Here is a 14,757-nt window from a genome sequence, read left to right as displayed (position 1 = left end):
TTCTGCCAAAAACCGATATCCTGTGCGCCGAACAGGCGTGAGGTATTAATTATGGCAACGGCAAAAGAAATCGTACTAGCAACGGGAAACCCAGGCAAAGTCAAAGAATTACAGGCAATGCTGGCTGGCAATGCGAACACCTCAGACTGGCAAGTATTGCCTCAGTCGAACTGGTCGTTTGAAGAGGCCGAAGAAACCGGCACTACTTTTGTCGAAAATGCCATCATTAAAGCTCGCCATGCGTGTGAAAAGACTGGCCTTCCAGCCATTGCTGATGACTCCGGTCTGGCTGTTGATGCCTTGAACGGCGCCCCGGGCGTTTACTCTGCCCGATACGCCGGTGCAGACGCATCGGATAGTGACAACATCGAAAAGCTATTAGAGGCATTGTCGAGCGTACCGAGCGAAGGCCGGCAAGCGCAATTCCATTGTGTGTTGGTTTATATGAAAAGCGCAGAAGACCCGACGCCGCTCATTTGCCATGGCATGTGGCACGGCTCCATTTTAACCTCACCACAGGGTACCAACGGTTTCGGGTACGACCCGATATTTTGGGTTGAGCAGCACAAGTGTTCAGCGGCTGAGTTAGAGCCGTCAGTAAAACAGAAGCTCAGCCATCGTGGTCAAGCGTTAAAACAGCTATTGAGTCAATTCAGTTAATGTCCACACCTAAACTCCAGTTACCGCCTCTGTCCCTCTACGTTCATATCCCGTGGTGCATACAAAAGTGTCCGTATTGCGATTTCAATTCGCACAAGCTGTCGGGGGAAATTCCCGAGCGAGAGTACGTAGCCCGACTACTCGATGACTTACGAGCCGATTTAGATTGGGTACAGGGAAGAGAGATTACGTCGATATTTATTGGTGGCGGAACACCCAGCGTGTTCAGTGGAGCCGCCATGCAGTCACTTATGGATGGCATTCGGCAATTGCTTGCCTTGACGGATGACTGCGAAATAACCATGGAAGCTAATCCAGGAACTTTTGAAACAGAAAAGTTTGCAGACTTCGTCAAAGCAGGCATCACTCGTTTGTCGATTGGTGTGCAAAGCCTGCAATCAGAGCAGCTGTCCCGGTTAGGCCGCATACATGACCCTGAGCAGGCCCGCGAGGCAGCTGCACACGCATCAAAACTGCCATTAAAAAGCTTCAATTTGGACCTAATGCACGGCCTCCCCGATCAGTCCGTAGAGGCCGCTATGGATGACTTAAAACAAGTGATTGCCCTGAACCCTCCGCATATTTCCTGGTATCAGCTCACCATTGAACCGAATACCTTGTTTGCAAGCTCGCCTCCTCAACTCCCGGATGAAGAGACGCTCTGGGATATTTATCAAAAAGGGCATGAGCTTTTGGAGGCGGCCGGCTATAAGCAGTACGAAGTTAGCGCTTACTCTAAACCCAACCACCAGAGTCGCCATAACCGTAATTACTGGCAGTTCGGCGACTACCTGGGCATTGGCTGCGGCGCGCATAGTAAGATAACGTTGGAACAGGAACAGCGCATCATTCGCTGCGAAAAAATTAAACACCCCAAAGGCTATCTCGATTTAACCAAACCACTACGCTACAAACTTAATGAAGTGGCTAAAGAGGATGTAACCTTTGAGTTCTTTATGAACCAGTTTCGCTTGATGGAGCCGGTTTCTAAGCAACGTTTTGAGGACACGACAGGCTTACCTTCGTCACATGCATCGAAGCAACTGGATAAAGCCCTGAAGTTGGAACTTTTAACAGAAAACGAGGCGACCTGGGAACTAACACCCAAAGGACACCGCTTTCTAAACTCAGTTTTAGATACGCTTCTCGACTAATTCGGGAAGCGTTTTCTCTTATTATTCAGCGACCTTAAACTGTAGGTCCCAAACGCCATGCCCTTTGCCTTCGCCGCGACGTTCAAATTTAGTTTTCGGTCGGCTATCAGGTCTTGGAATGTAGTCACCCGATGCGGATAAGTTAGTCAGTGCACTGCTACCATTCAGCACTTCTAGCATGTGTTCTGCGTAGTTTTCCCAATCTGTTGCTAAATGAATAATGCCACCAGACTCTAGCTTCTGAACAAGCAGTTCAACAAACTCTGGTTGTATGATTCGGCGTTTGTGATGGCGTTTTTTGTGCCATGGGTCAGGAAAGAACACCTGCACACAGTTAAGGCTTTTGTCAGGCACACACTGCTTGAGAACCTCTACGGCGTCTTCATGAAAAACACGCAAATTACTCAATCCCGCTTCTTCAGCAGCCATTAAACACGCGCCAACGCCAGGTTCGTGGACTTCGATGCCAATAAAATTGCGTTCAGGATCAGTCTCAGCCATTGCAACTAACGAGTGACCCATGCCAAAACCTATTTCCAGAGTAACAGGGGCTTCGCGGTTAAAAACGTCCTTAAAACTCAGCATTCCGCCGGCCAATGACAGACCCATTTTAGGCCACTGTCGTTCTATGGCTCCCGCCTGACCTTTTGTTAAACGTCCCTCGCGCTTAACAAAGCTACGCACAGTTCTTACATACTTCCCTGCCGCAGCAGCTTCTTCCGCACTTTTAAAATGACTCATCCGTACCTAAACCATTGATAACAGCTAACACCAAAAAAACAGGCCTGAATAATCAGGCCTGTTGATATCTCGTGCGATATTATCGCTGTTTCAGCCTATCAATACAACGTACTATTTACGCTCTTTCGGTACGCGGTTGACGACTTTTAAGACGGCTTCGATACGACGATTCGCCTGACGGTCAGCGGCACTGTTTTCACGTACTTTCGGCTGTGATTCACCATGACCTTTTGAATCTACGCGGCTACGCTCAATGCCATAGCGATTAACTAATGCATCAGCAACTGACTTAGCCCGCTTCTCTGACAACCACTGGTTGTATTCTGCTTTGCCGGTACTGTCAGTGTGGCCATGAATAGTGATATCCAGCTGTGGATGCTCTTTCATGAACTCCGCCATCTCTTCAATATCGTCATAGGCATTATCACGAATCTTTGACGAGTTCAGGTCGAACTCAACCAACAGCTCTTCGGTAATGGTTTCATTCTCGTATAAGATGCAACCATCTTCGTCAACCGAGTAGTCTTTTGGCGTATTCGCACACTTGTCATTTGCATCAATGACACCGTCACCATCTGAATCAACTGGCTTCGGTTCTGGTTTTGGTTCCGGTGCCACTTTTTGTGGTTCTGGTCTTGGGCGCGGCTCAGGGCTTGCGTCACGACCACCAAAGAACCACTGTAAGCCGATGTTAGCAAACATTTCAGTATAGTCTTCTTCCCAACCACGCTGGACGCCACCTTCAATACGCCATGCCAGGTTATCGTTAATAAAGCTACGATGACCCACTGTCGCTCGCGCTGCAACATCCGTTACCTCACCGATTTCAGTGTTATTCACACCCAAACCGGCGTAGATGTTGTTATTAAAGTGATAAAGTGCATCGACACCATAGCTATCGCCATAGGCATCGCCGCCGCCAACGAGATCAGCTTCCATGTAGTCGTAATAAATACGAGCTTCCCAAGCTTCTGTCATCATGTAGCCGGCTTCAATGCCTGACGTAAAGGTTTTAAAGCCGTCATCAACGAAAAACAGTTGGTTATTGTCGACCGCAACTCGATCTTCATCGGCAGAAAAGGCACCTAAACGAGCGCCTAAATAGAAGTCATCTTTTTCGGCTTGCGTTTGTTGTGCAAAAACTGGTGCGGTTAAGCCCGCAGCAATTAAAGATAGGGTAATTAAGTTTACTGCTTTCATTGCAAATCTCCTTTTCGATGCAATAACAAATCAGCTCTAAATATGAGAGACTATTTATGATGTAAAGCGTAGTACAATTTTTTTATAAGTCATTTCCATTTGCAGAGATTTACAGTTGACTCAGTCCTTTAGTAGCAAAGTCCTTAAGTGGTATCACCAATTTGGTCGTAAGCATTTGCCATGGCAGCAAAGTAAGACGCCTTATAAAGTTTGGGTGTCGGAAATTATGCTACAGCAAACTCAAGTCACGACCGTCATCCCTTACTTTCAACGGTTTATGAATGACTTTCCGGACATTCATACGTTGGCAAAGGCCCAACAAGATCATGTACTAAGCCTGTGGACTGGGCTTGGCTACTACGCCAGAGCTCGAAATTTGCATAAAGCCGCGCAAATTATCAGTCAGGACTTCAACGGCCAGTTTCCAACGACCGTTGAAGCTCTCGAGGAGTTACCCGGAATAGGCCGCTCCACAGCGGGTGCTATTTTATCTTTGGGGCACGGACTATACGCCCCCATTCTCGACGGTAACGTTAAACGCGTTCTGACCAGACACTTTGCCATTGACGGCTGGCCAGGAAAGGCATCGGTGCAAAAGCGTCTATGGGAAGTCAGTGATGAATTAACCCCCGAGGAAGAGTGCGACAACTATAACCAAGCGATGATGGATATTGGGGCTACTGTCTGTACTCGAACAAGACCTGAGTGTCACCGCTGTCCTATCTCAGCAACTTGCGAAGCATTTGCCAACAATACTATTGAGCTTTACCCAGGCAAAAAGCCGAAAAAAACAAAACCGGTAAAGACGACTCAGCTGTTAATGATTAAATGCGGCAACGAAGTCTTGCTACAAAAAAATCCGCAACAAGGTATTTGGGGTGGACTCTGGGGCTTCCCTCAGGCGCAAACAAGTAACGACGTAGAACGTATTCTCGACAAACTGGGGGTTGCTGCTGAGTCGAGCAAACCACTGACTGAATTTAGACACACATTCAGCCACTTTCATTTAGACTGTCTTCCAGTCATCATTAATCTCTCTAAGAAAGTAAGTTGGGTTAGTGAGTCTGGCCAGTCTATGTGGTTTAGTCTGGATTCGGAACAGCAGTTGGGCTTTGCCGCCCCAACCGTTAAACTACTTAAAGAACTGAACAAATAAGCGAGCGAATTATGAGCCGTACTGTATTTTGCGAATATTTACAAAAAGACGCCGAGGGCCTGGACTTTCAGTTATACCCCGGCGAGCTGGGTGAGCGCATTTTCAACCATATTTCAAAGGAAGCCTGGGCCGAGTGGCAAAAAAAGCAAACCATGCTGATTAATGAAAAACGCTTGAATATGATGGATCCAAACGACAGAGAGTTTTTAGAGAAACAAATGACTGACTTTTTGTTCGAGCATAAAGACGTTCATATTGAAGGCTATACACCACCTGAAAGCTAACTTTAATGCTTGCTATGCTTACCTTTAAGCCCCTATTTCAAAGGGGCTTTTTTATTTTTCTTGTCAGTTTCTATGATTCTCTAATATATTGACAATAGTTATAACTTATGGGCGTTACTGGAGCTCATTAGGGCAATCTGTTAGACTACTAACGAATTCAACAAAAGGGAGTCTTTATGAAAGCGCCATCCTGGCGAAGAGCCGTACTGAAAGTGGGGAGTGCGCTCATCGCGCCAGATGAAACTGGGGTTAGCACCAAATTTTTATTACCCATAGCTCGTTTCATTAACGAGTGTCATGAACGCGGACAAGAAGTAGTTTTAGTTTCTTCTGGTAGTGTTGCTGCCGGCCGCAAACATATTCATTTCGAACATAAAAAAGTACCTGTCGCTGTTCGTAAAGCCATGTCGGCGGTTGGCCAAAATGAAATGATGGGGTACTGGTCGCGCTTTTTTGATTTCCCCTGCGCTCAGCTACTCATGACGCATAGTGACTTACGCGACAGAGCTCGTTACGTCAGCATCAAAAACACACTCAATAGATTGTTAGAACACAACATTTTGCCAGTGGTAAACGAAAACGACGCACTCGCCACTGACGAAATGAAGGTTGGTGACAACGATAATCTGTCCGCCATGGTCGCTACACTTGTCGACGCTGATGCGCTCTTTATTTGCTCAGACATTGATGGGTTATACGACGCCGACCCGAATCTCAACCCTGACGCGAAGAAAATACCAGTGGTTGAGCAAATAGATGAAAGCATCTATTCATTAGCGGGCGGCTCAGTGAGCGATGTGGGTACCGGTGGTATGCGCACGAAAATTGAGGCCGCAGAAAAGGCCACATCGCATGGTATCGACACTTACATTGTTAATGGTGGTAAAGGCGAAACCTTCGAATCTTTACTACAAGGCGAAATTCCGGGAACACTTTTCCGTCGCCAATCTGATCCAATTAGTAATAAAAAGCATTGGTTAAGACACACCCTGGTTGCACAGGGCGAAATATTAGTAGACGAAGGCGCAGAAAAAGCGCTGATCGAAAACGGTGCGTCGTTACTCAGTTCAGGCATCGTTGATGTACAAGGTGACTTTGATCGCGGAGATGCTGTGTTGGTGCGCAGTGCCAATGATACAGACGCTATAGCGAAAGGCATCTGCCAATATAGCTCTCACGAGCTTATGCACATTAAAGGACAGCAGACGGAAGACATTGCTGAGCAATTTGGCTATAGCCCAATTACAGAAGTAATTCACCGCGACGATTTAATGATTTTGGAGGATTCATGAGCCAGCAATTAGCTAAAGAGATTTCACAACGTGCTGCTAAGGCGGCACGCGCCGTAGCAACGCTATCAGAAGCAGACAAAAACAAAGTTCTGCAAAAAATGGCGGATGCTATCCGTGCACACCAGGACAAGATTATTGAAGTGAATAAGAAAGACTTGGTCGCCGGTAAAGAGAAAGGCTTGAGCGATGCCATGATGGATCGTCTGGAACTGACTCCAGAGCGTGTCGAAGGCATGGCTTCCGCTATTGAAGAGATCATCAACTTAAAAGATCCCGTGGGCGACAGTTACCTACTGGAAGAACGCCCTAACGGTTTAAAAATTGAAAAGATGCGTATTCCATTGGGCGTCATTGCCATGATTTACGAAGCACGCCCTAATGTCACCGCTGATGCTGGTGCGCTGTGCTTTAAATCTGGTAACGCTGTTATACTGCGTTGTGGTCGCGAAGCTATTGAGAGCAGCAAGGCAATAGCCGAAGCTCTCCACGAAGCGCTAGAACAAAGTGGTTTACCAAAAGACGTGATTACCGTAGTGCCTACGCCAGATCGCGAATTAATGACCGAACTGCTACAGCAAAAAGACTACATTGACCTAGTGATTCCTCGCGGTGGTGAAGGCTTAATTCACTACGTAAGCGACACCAGTAAAATTCCAGTCATTCAGCACTACAAAGGCGTATGCCACTTATACGTTGATAAAGACGCTGACCTGGATAAAGCACTGGCTATTTTGCTTAATGGCAAGACTCAGCGCACTGGTGTTTGCAACGCGCTTGAAGGTCTGTTGGTGCATCAAGACGTCGCCGATAAATTCCTGCCTATGGCCGCTAAAGCATTAGGTGAGAAAGACGTCACTATTCACGCGGACAAACGATCAGTCGGTTATTTTGATGGTGCTGATGAAATTGGCGATGACCAGTTCGGTGAAGAATACCTGGCACTGGAAATTGCCGTTCGCACCGTCGATGATTTCGACGCAGCGTTGGAGCACATTCAGCAGTTTGGTAGTGGCCACACTGAAGTCATTGTTACCGAGAACGATGACACGGCGAAGCGTTTCATCCGTGAAGTGGATTCAGCCGTCACTATGGCAAACGCGTCATCTCGTTTCTCTGACGGTGGTCAGCTTGGTTTAGGCGCAGAAATTGGTATTTCGACCAGTAAGCTTCACGCTTACGGTCCAATGGGCTTACAAGCGCTGACAACAGAAAAATTCGTGGTTACCGGTAACGGTCAAATTCGCGAATAACCGTTGATAAAAGAAGAAAGCCCGGAAGCTCTGACGAGTTTCCGGGCTTTTTTGTGCAGAGAAGTGAGCCGCCGCTAACGGCGATACCCGGTCAATAATTCAGGCCAATCGCGAGACTCTTTCCAGTAAAACGTGTCGTTCTTTTCCTTCTCTTTTCTCAATGAGCGCAACAAGCGTTGAATGTTCGCTTCCTTCCAGTCACCCTCTTCACGAAAGTCACATTTATCAAAGTCCACTATCCATGCTTTGTCGTTGTCATCTAACATCAAGTTATGGCAGTTCAGGTCTGAATGATAGACACCAGCGTCGTGCAGCTCCTTTATGACGGCACCAAGCGTTTGCCAAAGCTCTGCCGAGAGCTGTTTTTCGCGCAGTAGGCGAAAGACATCCACTGCGCCCGGAATGACTTCGACTAGGATATCGGCTTTGTAACTGAAGACACCGGTTTTTTCCATGCGTGCCGCAACCGGTTTCGGAACCGGAAGCCCTTTCTCGCGCAGCTTCAATAACAAATCAAATTCGTGAATCGCTCTGCTTTTGTCAGCGGGTTCTCTTAAAAAGCGATCTTTATTGATTTTTCCGACCAATCCACCTCGGTAATAATGGCGCAGCAACAAGCCTAAGTCGCCCTGTTGAATGAACCAGACCGTTGCCCGGCCAGTTGAGTTACCCGCAATGGCTTTTTGTTGTTGCCAATACTGCGCCGTGAAATGCTTGTCTTCAATGGTTTCAATAATATTGCTGTCGTAGCGAATAAGCCCACGGGGACTCTGCTCTGTCTTTATCATACCGCTTCCTGTCAGAGTATATTCCAGTGCTCTCGCTAACACGCGTTGCGTTGCACCCTGATGCGTCTCTAAGACACTTTTAGCAGCGTCATGTTGTTGTTTCATGACAGCTGGCTGCTGCAGCTTGTTTATCGTATTGACGATATCGTCTACGTTCCCAACCCAATTAACAGCGCCGGCTTTTGCCAGCTCCCCATAAACTTGCGGGAAGTTAAAAACGTGTTTACCAGACATAACATTGGAGCCAGCAGCAATAACTTCAAGGGGGTTGTGCCCACCTCGTTCAATTAAACTGCCACCAATAAAGCTTATAGGTGCCAACTGCCCCCAAAGCATCATTTCGCCCATACTGTCCGCCAAAAAAACATCACAATCATTGGGAATTGTGTCGTTTTGACTCCGGCGGGCCAGTCGCAAGGCGTTATCCTGAACTAATTTGGCAACGACCTCAAACTGTTCGGGATGTCTGGGCGCAATAATAAGGCAAGCGCCGGGCTCATGCTCAAGAATACGTTTATGAGCAGCTAGCAGCTGTTCATGCTCACCCGGGTGGGTGCTGCTGCCCAACCACATTGAACGGCCTTCTGAACTCTCTTTCCATGAAGCCGCTTTTAATTTTTCAGTCTGACTAAGCTCAATATCGTATTTGAGGTTTCCATCCACAAATAAACGCTCTTTCGGCACACCCAATACATGCATTCGGCGAGCTGTTTCTTTATTTTGCACCGAAACGAAAGATAACTGTTGCCACACCGACTTCAGTAATCGGTGAAAACGACGATATCCCGCCGCAGAACGTTTTGAAAGCCGTGCGTTCAATAAACAAACCGGCACACTCGCTTGAGCCAGAGAATTGAGCATTTGCGGCCAAAGCTCGGTCTCCATTATCCAAACGGTTTTAGGCCTCAGTTTTGAAACAAAGCGCTTTGCAGACCCCGGAGTGTCCAATGGCCAGTAACGACACGTTACTTGGTTACCAAAATGCGCCCGAATAAGCGCGCGTGCAGTCGGCGTCATGCAGGTTATAACGACTTTTTCGTCAGGAAATTGCGCGACAAATTGCTCAATTAAACGCTTCGCTGCAAGCGTTTCGCCAACCGACACGCTGTGAATGATCGTACATCCCTGCAAGTTACTACTGACCGTATCCAGCGCCAGCCGCTCTGCCCAGTGTGAGCGATAACGATGGTCTTTTCGGCCGCGCAACCATAGCCAGACAAAAACGGCTGGAGTCACCAGCCGTAATATTAATCCGTAAAACCAAAGCATCATGCGAATTAGCGCCAGTATTCAGCAATCCACTTGGTGGGTAACACCTTGCGGTACCATTTGCCACTGCGACCTTCTAACGCATCGTCAGGGTGCGGTTTACCGTGGAAAATAATAACTTTTGCTTCTTCAGGAATACGTGGCTCCTGAAAGAAACTTAACGGGAATGGACGCAAGCAATGTCGTTTAAAGCTTCGGCACCATTTTTCTGGCCAATATTTCAACTTATTCTGGCGGTCAACAAAGTGCGTAATGTATTCCTGCTCATTACGAACATCAGCGGTAGCAGCGTCAGGATCTTTCTTTAAGTGCTCGAGAGCGTCATCGTGTGCACCAATATTAAAACGGAATACCGATGTATTACCTGTTGCATCGGATTTATCCCATTCCTTAATGACCATGAAGTCGCCTTCCGGCTCGAAAAACTCGTCCAGGCTGCCGACAATAATAATGTCTAAGTCTAAAAACAGTGTTGGACCCTCTAAGTCATAAAGAGGGTTTGCAAAGCAGGTTAACTTCAACCAGCCATGCGCTTTTGTCCAAGGTACTTGTTTGTCGAAGTCTTCAAAGCCAATTTTCGGAATTGCTTTAACTTCAATATCATCATTAATGCCATCGAAATCATCCGTAAAGCACACAAAACGAAACGGTCGGCTCAAATGGCGGCTCACCATTGAATGCAGTGTATTCACATAATCGGGGCCGTATTTTTTACCCCACTTTATGCAAATAACATTAACGGGCTTTTGCTGAGACTGACTCTCTGCACTTTCAACCTGGCTCATAAAAACTCCTGACTCTTAAACTAACGCGCATAATGCCATATTTTAGCGAATTTCGGTACGCCAATCTGAATTAACTCAAGCAACGTATTAAGCCTTAGTTAACTCTGGTTATGGACTCGTAATGAAGGCGAAGACAATAAGGCTGATATTAGGTGACCAATTAAATGCTCGCCACCGTTGGTTTAAAACAAAAAGCTCAGAAACGCTTTACGTAATGATGGAGCTGGGGCAGGAAGCCGATTACGTGTTGCATCACCGGCAAAAGGTATTGGCGTTTTTTAAAGCCATGCGTAATTTTTCTAACGCATTAGAATCAGCGGGCCATCGCATCTTTTATCTCAGACTGGACGATGCCCGTAATCAACAAAGCCTCACGAAGAACCTGCTTTGGTTGCTTGAAGAAACTGGCGCAAAACATATTGAGTGCCAGCAACCTGACGAATACCGACTCGACCATCAACTAAAGAGCTGGGCAGGCGCCAACAATATCGACATTAAGTGGTTTGATACTGAGCACTTCCTTACTGGCCGAAACGCTTTAAAAGACTACTTTCCAGATACCGACAATTATCTGATGGAAACCTTCTACCGCAAGGTGCGTAGTGAACACGAGATTTTAATGGAGGGAGGGAAACCAATCGGCGGGCGCTGGAACTTCGATAAAGAAAACCAAAAAAAACTGCCAAAAAACCAACACGTTCCCGAGCCTCTTGTATTTGCTAATGACGTTTCGGATATCGACAACATGCTCTCGAAGCAGAATATCAAAACAATGGGAAACGTTAATCCAAAGCAACTTATTTGGCCGGTAAACAGAAAGCAAGCGCAACAATTATCATCGTACTTCTGTGAGTTTGGCTTACCGAATTTCGGCCGTTACCAGGACACAATGACAACTGATAATATAACGCCCGGGGCACACTGGAGTCTCTTCCACTCCCGTCTGTCCTTCGCGTTGAACACCAAAATGCTGCATCCATTAGAAGTGGTTCACTCAGCCGTTGAGCATTGGTCCAACAACAAAGACACGATAAGCCTCGCGCAAATTGAAGGCTTTGTCCGTCAAGTTATCGGCTGGAGAGAGTTTGTCAGAGCCATTTACTGGAAGTTCATGCCCGAGTACAAAAACAACAATGCGTTGAATCATACTCGTGCGCTTCCGAGCTATTACTGGAATGCTGAAACAAAAATGGCGTGTATGCATCACTCTATCCGGCAGTCTCTCGACTACGCGTACGCTCACCACATACAAAGACTGATGGTGACGGGTAACTTCGCGCTACTCACCGGTGTTTCCCCAGACGCTCTCGATGACTGGTACTTAGGCATTTATATTGACGCTATTGAATGGGTGGAGCTACCCAATACTCGGGGCATGAGCCAATACGCAGACAATGGACTGATTGCGACTAAGCCTTACATTTCAAGTGCAAACTATATGAAGAAAATGGGTCACTATTGTAGCCAATGCCATTACGATCCGAACAAAAAAACCGGTGACAAAGCCTGCCCGTTTAATAGTCTATACTGGCACTTTATTAACCGTCATAAAGAACATTTTGAAAATAACCATAGAATGGGCATGATGTATCAAGTATGGAATAAAAAATCGGATGACGAGCAAAATGCGCTCATACAACAAGCTGAGCATTACCTGAAAACAATAAACGAGTTATAACAAGGACGCACAATGAACAAGTGGTTACCTGCATTTTTACTGACCTTATTACTGACTGCCTGTAAGTCTCAGCCTACACCGGTGGCTGATGTTGTTGATGAATTCGACGCTGACCGCTATTTAGGAAAGTGGTACGAAATTGCGCGAATGCCACACAGCTTTGAAGAGGGTCTGCAAGGCGTTACCGCTGAATACCGTTTAAATGGTGACGGCACATTAGAAGTGACCAATCGTGGCTTTCATGTTGAAAATCAGGAATGGCAAACCGCCATAGGCAAAGCAGAGCCAGTTGAAAATATGAAGGCAGCCTATCAAGTGACGTTTTTCTGGCCGTTTTACGGTGGTTATTACGTTAGCTGGTTAGATGATAACTACCAACAGGCAATTGTCACCAGCGATTCGCATGAGTATTTCTGGTTTTTGTCGCGGACACCGAATGTGTCTCAGCCGGACTTAGATTATGCGCTCGCAAAAGCGAATGAATGGGGATACGACATCGACCAGATGATCATTGTCGATCATCCGGCCGGTGTGAATCATTCTAATTAGTTAAAACGACGTGCTGCGCCCTTTCCTGCCTGACGGCGTTTAGGACCACGGGCGTCACGATCACGCGGTGGACGTGGCGCTCGTTTCACTTGCTCATCACTTAGCTCAAGGCCCATTGGCTGCTGACGAACACGCGCTTTTTTCAGTACGTGCATAACATCTTTCGGCATACCCTTTGGCAACTGAACCAGCGAGTGGTTATCGAACAACTGAATTTGACCGATGTATTTGCTGTCCATAGAGGCTTCGTTTGCAATCGCGCCAACGATGTCTCCGGGACGAGCACCATGCTCTTTACCCACTTGAATTTTATAGGTATCAAAGTCGATATCGGCTGCACGTCCGCCGCGTTCAGCGCGAGGCTTACGTTTGTCACCACGCTCATTACGTCCTGGGCGATCATTACGCATTTCACGCACTGGACGATCTTCTTTTAAGAACAACGGGCGTTGTTTATGTTGTTCAGTCAAAAGCGCCAAGGCTAAGTCTTCAGCAGAAAGTTCATCACTTTCGAGCCATTGACCAAGCAGCTTTTTCAGCTTGTCACTGTCAGCATGCGCATTGTCTGCCTGCATCGATGCCTGAAGCTTCTCTAGTAGTTGCTGTTGGCGATGCTGACTCAACTGGTTCGCATTTGGAACCTCGAAAAATTCTACCGGAGCATTGGTCAAACGCTCGTAGTGACGCAACAAATGACGCTCTTTCGCGCGGAAGAACAAAATCGCTTCGCCTGAACGCCCTGCACGGCCGGTACGACCAATACGGTGAACATAAGACTCGGTGTCACTTGGCAAGTCGTAGTTAATAACGTGGGTAATTTCAGGTACATCCAAACCACGTGCTACAACGTCTGTCGCCACCAGAATTTCGATATGACCGCTGCGCAGCTGGCTGACTGTTTGTTCGCGTTGAGCCTGGTTTAAATCGCCGCTTAACGGCGACGCTTTGAAACCTGAGCGCTGCAACAGCTCAGCAACATCCATAGTGTCCTGGCGAGTGCGCACGAAAATCAATGCACGTTGATACGGAGTCACTTCCAATAAACGAGTCAGAGCGGTCATTTTCGTCATGCCCTGAACTTTCCACGCTTTCTGCTTAATCGTTGCTTTTTCACGCGCAACCGCTTCAATCTGAATATTCAATGGTTTATTCAGGAAGGTTTTCGCCAATTTACGGATGGCATTCGGCATAGTCGCTGAGAACAACGCTCGCTGGGCCGTTTCAGGCACACCTTTTAAAATGGTTTCGATGTCTTCAATGAAGCCCATGTTCAACATTTCGTCGGCTTCATCCAATACCGCAACCTTCAAACCATCCAGTTGCAATACATTTTTATTCAGTAAGTCGATAAGACGACCCGGCGTACCAACAACAATTGAGGTACCTTGTTTTAACGCTTTTACCTGCGGACCAAAGGCAGCACCACCATAAACGGTAGCAACGCCAACACCACGCATCTGCTTAGAAAAGCCTTCTAACGCTTCAGCAACCTGAATGGCTAACTCACGTGTAGGCGTTACTACTAAGACTTGAGTCTGTTTCAACGAAGGGTCAATTTTGGCCAGCGCAGGCAAGCCAAATGCGGCCGTTTTACCGGTACCTGTTTGCGCTTCACCTAACACATCATTACCCTCTAATAGAGCAGGGATTGACTGCTGCTGAATAGGGGTTGGGGTTTCAAAACCCATGGCGTTCAGTTGTTCAAGCACAGCAGAAGGTAGGGCCATGTCGCTGAACGACAGGCTCGTTTGAGTCTTTGACATAAATTGTGTCTCACTATATTCCCGTTTGCCTCATGGCAAACAAAACAAATATGGGGTTATGGCCCGGCAACAGGAATCAGTGGTCAGTCTCTAAACTGTCTGGACTGGAATCAGGCGCTGCAACCCCGCGAATCAAGGGTGACCGCTGCCTCATCAGTAATGCGGTGTTCCTTGAAGGAGCTGCGGAT

General features: G+C 47.1%; 13 protein-coding genes. 8 read left to right on the top strand and 5 right to left on the bottom strand.

Features of this window, described 5'->3' with window-relative positions:
- Window positions 1-51: 51 nt before the first annotated feature.
- Both rdgB and hemW read left to right on the top strand, forming a co-directional pair.
- Window positions 52-660, top strand: coding sequence for an RdgB/HAM1 family non-canonical purine NTP pyrophosphatase (gene rdgB, locus CEW91_RS03135; RefSeq protein WP_088767639.1), 609 nt, complete (start codon window positions 52-54; stop codon window positions 658-660).
- On the top strand, window positions 660-1,814 hold the full coding sequence (hemW, locus tag CEW91_RS03130) for a radical SAM family heme chaperone HemW (RefSeq protein WP_088767638.1): 1,155 nt from the start codon (window positions 660-662) through the stop codon (window positions 1,812-1,814). Before rdgB ends, hemW begins: the two co-directional genes overlap by 1 nt.
- Window positions 1,815-1,835: 21 nt before the next feature.
- Here the strand turns inward: hemW and trmB are convergent, their stop codons facing one another.
- Together trmB and CEW91_RS03120 are read right to left on the bottom strand one after the other, a co-directional pair.
- On the bottom strand, window positions 1,836-2,555 hold the full coding sequence (trmB, locus tag CEW91_RS03125) for a tRNA (guanosine(46)-N7)-methyltransferase TrmB (protein WP_088767637.1): 720 nt from the start codon (window positions 2,553-2,555) through the stop codon (window positions 1,836-1,838).
- A gap of 111 nt (window positions 2,556-2,666) precedes the next feature.
- Window positions 2,667-3,755 (bottom strand): OmpA family protein, encoded by a 1,089-nt coding sequence (locus CEW91_RS03120; RefSeq protein WP_088767636.1) that lies wholly within the window; start codon window positions 3,753-3,755, stop codon window positions 2,667-2,669.
- Between the two features lie 115 nt (window positions 3,756-3,870).
- Between CEW91_RS03120 and mutY the strand changes: the two genes are divergently transcribed.
- The 4 genes from mutY to CEW91_RS03100 all read left to right on the top strand — a co-directional run bounded on the left by mutY (window position 3,871) and on the right by CEW91_RS03100 (window position 7,737).
- Window positions 3,871-4,911 (top strand): A/G-specific adenine glycosylase, encoded by a 1,041-nt coding sequence (gene mutY / locus CEW91_RS03115; protein WP_088767635.1) that lies wholly within the window; start codon window positions 3,871-3,873, stop codon window positions 4,909-4,911.
- Window positions 4,912-4,922: 11 nt separating this feature from the next.
- A complete protein-coding gene (locus CEW91_RS03110; protein ID WP_088767634.1) occupies window positions 4,923-5,195 on the top strand; it encodes an oxidative damage protection protein in 273 nt (90 codons plus the stop codon).
- A 176-nt stretch (window positions 5,196-5,371) separates the two neighbouring features.
- Window positions 5,372-6,487, top strand: a complete 1,116-nt coding sequence (gene proB, locus CEW91_RS03105) for a glutamate 5-kinase (protein ID WP_088767633.1) — start codon at window positions 5,372-5,374, stop codon at window positions 6,485-6,487.
- Entirely contained in the window at window positions 6,484-7,737 is a 1,254-nt protein-coding gene (locus tag CEW91_RS03100) for a glutamate-5-semialdehyde dehydrogenase (protein ID WP_088767632.1), read from the top strand. Before proB ends, CEW91_RS03100 begins: the two co-directional genes overlap by 4 nt.
- A gap of 74 nt (window positions 7,738-7,811) precedes the next feature.
- Here CEW91_RS03100 and CEW91_RS03095 read toward each other — a convergent pair whose 3' ends face one another.
- Both CEW91_RS03095 and CEW91_RS03090 read right to left on the bottom strand, forming a co-directional pair.
- Window positions 7,812-9,797 (bottom strand): 3-deoxy-D-manno-octulosonic acid kinase, encoded by a 1,986-nt coding sequence (locus CEW91_RS03095; protein WP_088767631.1) that lies wholly within the window; start codon window positions 9,795-9,797, stop codon window positions 7,812-7,814.
- A gap of 5 nt (window positions 9,798-9,802) precedes the next feature.
- On the bottom strand, window positions 9,803-10,579 hold the full coding sequence (locus CEW91_RS03090) for a hypothetical protein (protein ID WP_058576092.1): 777 nt from the start codon (window positions 10,577-10,579) through the stop codon (window positions 9,803-9,805).
- A 121-nt stretch (window positions 10,580-10,700) separates the two neighbouring features.
- On the opposite strand from CEW91_RS03090, the gene CEW91_RS03085 reads away from it, so the two are divergent.
- Window positions 10,701-12,257: a cryptochrome/photolyase family protein gene (locus CEW91_RS03085; protein WP_088767630.1), complete on the top strand. Its 1,557-nt coding sequence runs from the start codon at window positions 10,701-10,703 to the stop codon at window positions 12,255-12,257.
- Window positions 12,258-12,269: 12 nt separating this feature from the next.
- Complete coding sequence (locus tag CEW91_RS03080; RefSeq protein ID WP_088767629.1) at window positions 12,270-12,806, top strand: lipocalin family protein; 537 nt, start codon at window positions 12,270-12,272, stop codon at window positions 12,804-12,806.
- Here CEW91_RS03080 and CEW91_RS03075 read toward each other — a convergent pair.
- Window positions 12,803-14,569 carry a DEAD/DEAH box helicase gene (locus CEW91_RS03075; RefSeq protein ID WP_088767628.1) on the bottom strand — a complete coding sequence of 589 codons (1,767 nt, stop codon included), beginning with the start codon at window positions 14,567-14,569 and terminating at the stop codon, window positions 12,803-12,805. The genes CEW91_RS03080 and CEW91_RS03075 overlap by 4 nt on opposite strands.
- Window positions 14,570-14,757: the final 188 nt, after the last annotated feature.

This window comes from Idiomarina piscisalsi (assembly GCF_002211765.1).
Classification (GTDB): domain Bacteria; phylum Pseudomonadota; class Gammaproteobacteria; order Enterobacterales; family Alteromonadaceae; genus Idiomarina; species Idiomarina piscisalsi_A.
The sequence above is the reverse complement of the archived record's forward strand: the minus strand, read 5'-3'. Positions and strand labels throughout refer to the sequence as shown.

Excerpts from the sequence above, each read along its gene's own strand:
- rdgB (WP_088767639.1), top strand. The coding sequence starts at position 52 with ATGGCAACGGCAAAAGAAATCGTACTAGCAACGGGAAACCCAGGCAAA.
- hemW (WP_088767638.1), top strand. The coding sequence starts at position 660 with ATGTCCACACCTAAACTCCAGTTACCGCCTCTGTCCCTCTACGTTCAT.
- trmB (WP_088767637.1), bottom strand. The coding sequence starts at position 2,555 with ATGAGTCATTTTAAAAGTGCGGAAGAAGCTGCTGCGGCAGGGAAGTAT.
- CEW91_RS03120 (WP_088767636.1), bottom strand. The coding sequence starts at position 3,755 with ATGAAAGCAGTAAACTTAATTACCCTATCTTTAATTGCTGCGGGCTTA.
- CEW91_RS03110 (WP_088767634.1), top strand. The coding sequence starts at position 4,923 with ATGAGCCGTACTGTATTTTGCGAATATTTACAAAAAGACGCCGAGGGC.
- proB (WP_088767633.1), top strand. The coding sequence starts at position 5,372 with ATGAAAGCGCCATCCTGGCGAAGAGCCGTACTGAAAGTGGGGAGTGCG.
- CEW91_RS03100 (WP_088767632.1), top strand. The coding sequence starts at position 6,484 with ATGAGCCAGCAATTAGCTAAAGAGATTTCACAACGTGCTGCTAAGGCG.
- CEW91_RS03095 (WP_088767631.1), bottom strand. The coding sequence starts at position 9,797 with ATGATGCTTTGGTTTTACGGATTAATATTACGGCTGGTGACTCCAGCC.
- CEW91_RS03090 (WP_058576092.1), bottom strand. The coding sequence starts at position 10,579 with ATGAGCCAGGTTGAAAGTGCAGAGAGTCAGTCTCAGCAAAAGCCCGTT.
- CEW91_RS03085 (WP_088767630.1), top strand. The coding sequence starts at position 10,701 with ATGAAGGCGAAGACAATAAGGCTGATATTAGGTGACCAATTAAATGCT.
- CEW91_RS03080 (WP_088767629.1), top strand. The coding sequence starts at position 12,270 with ATGAACAAGTGGTTACCTGCATTTTTACTGACCTTATTACTGACTGCC.
- CEW91_RS03075 (WP_088767628.1), bottom strand. The coding sequence starts at position 14,569 with ATGTCAAAGACTCAAACGAGCCTGTCGTTCAGCGACATGGCCCTACCT.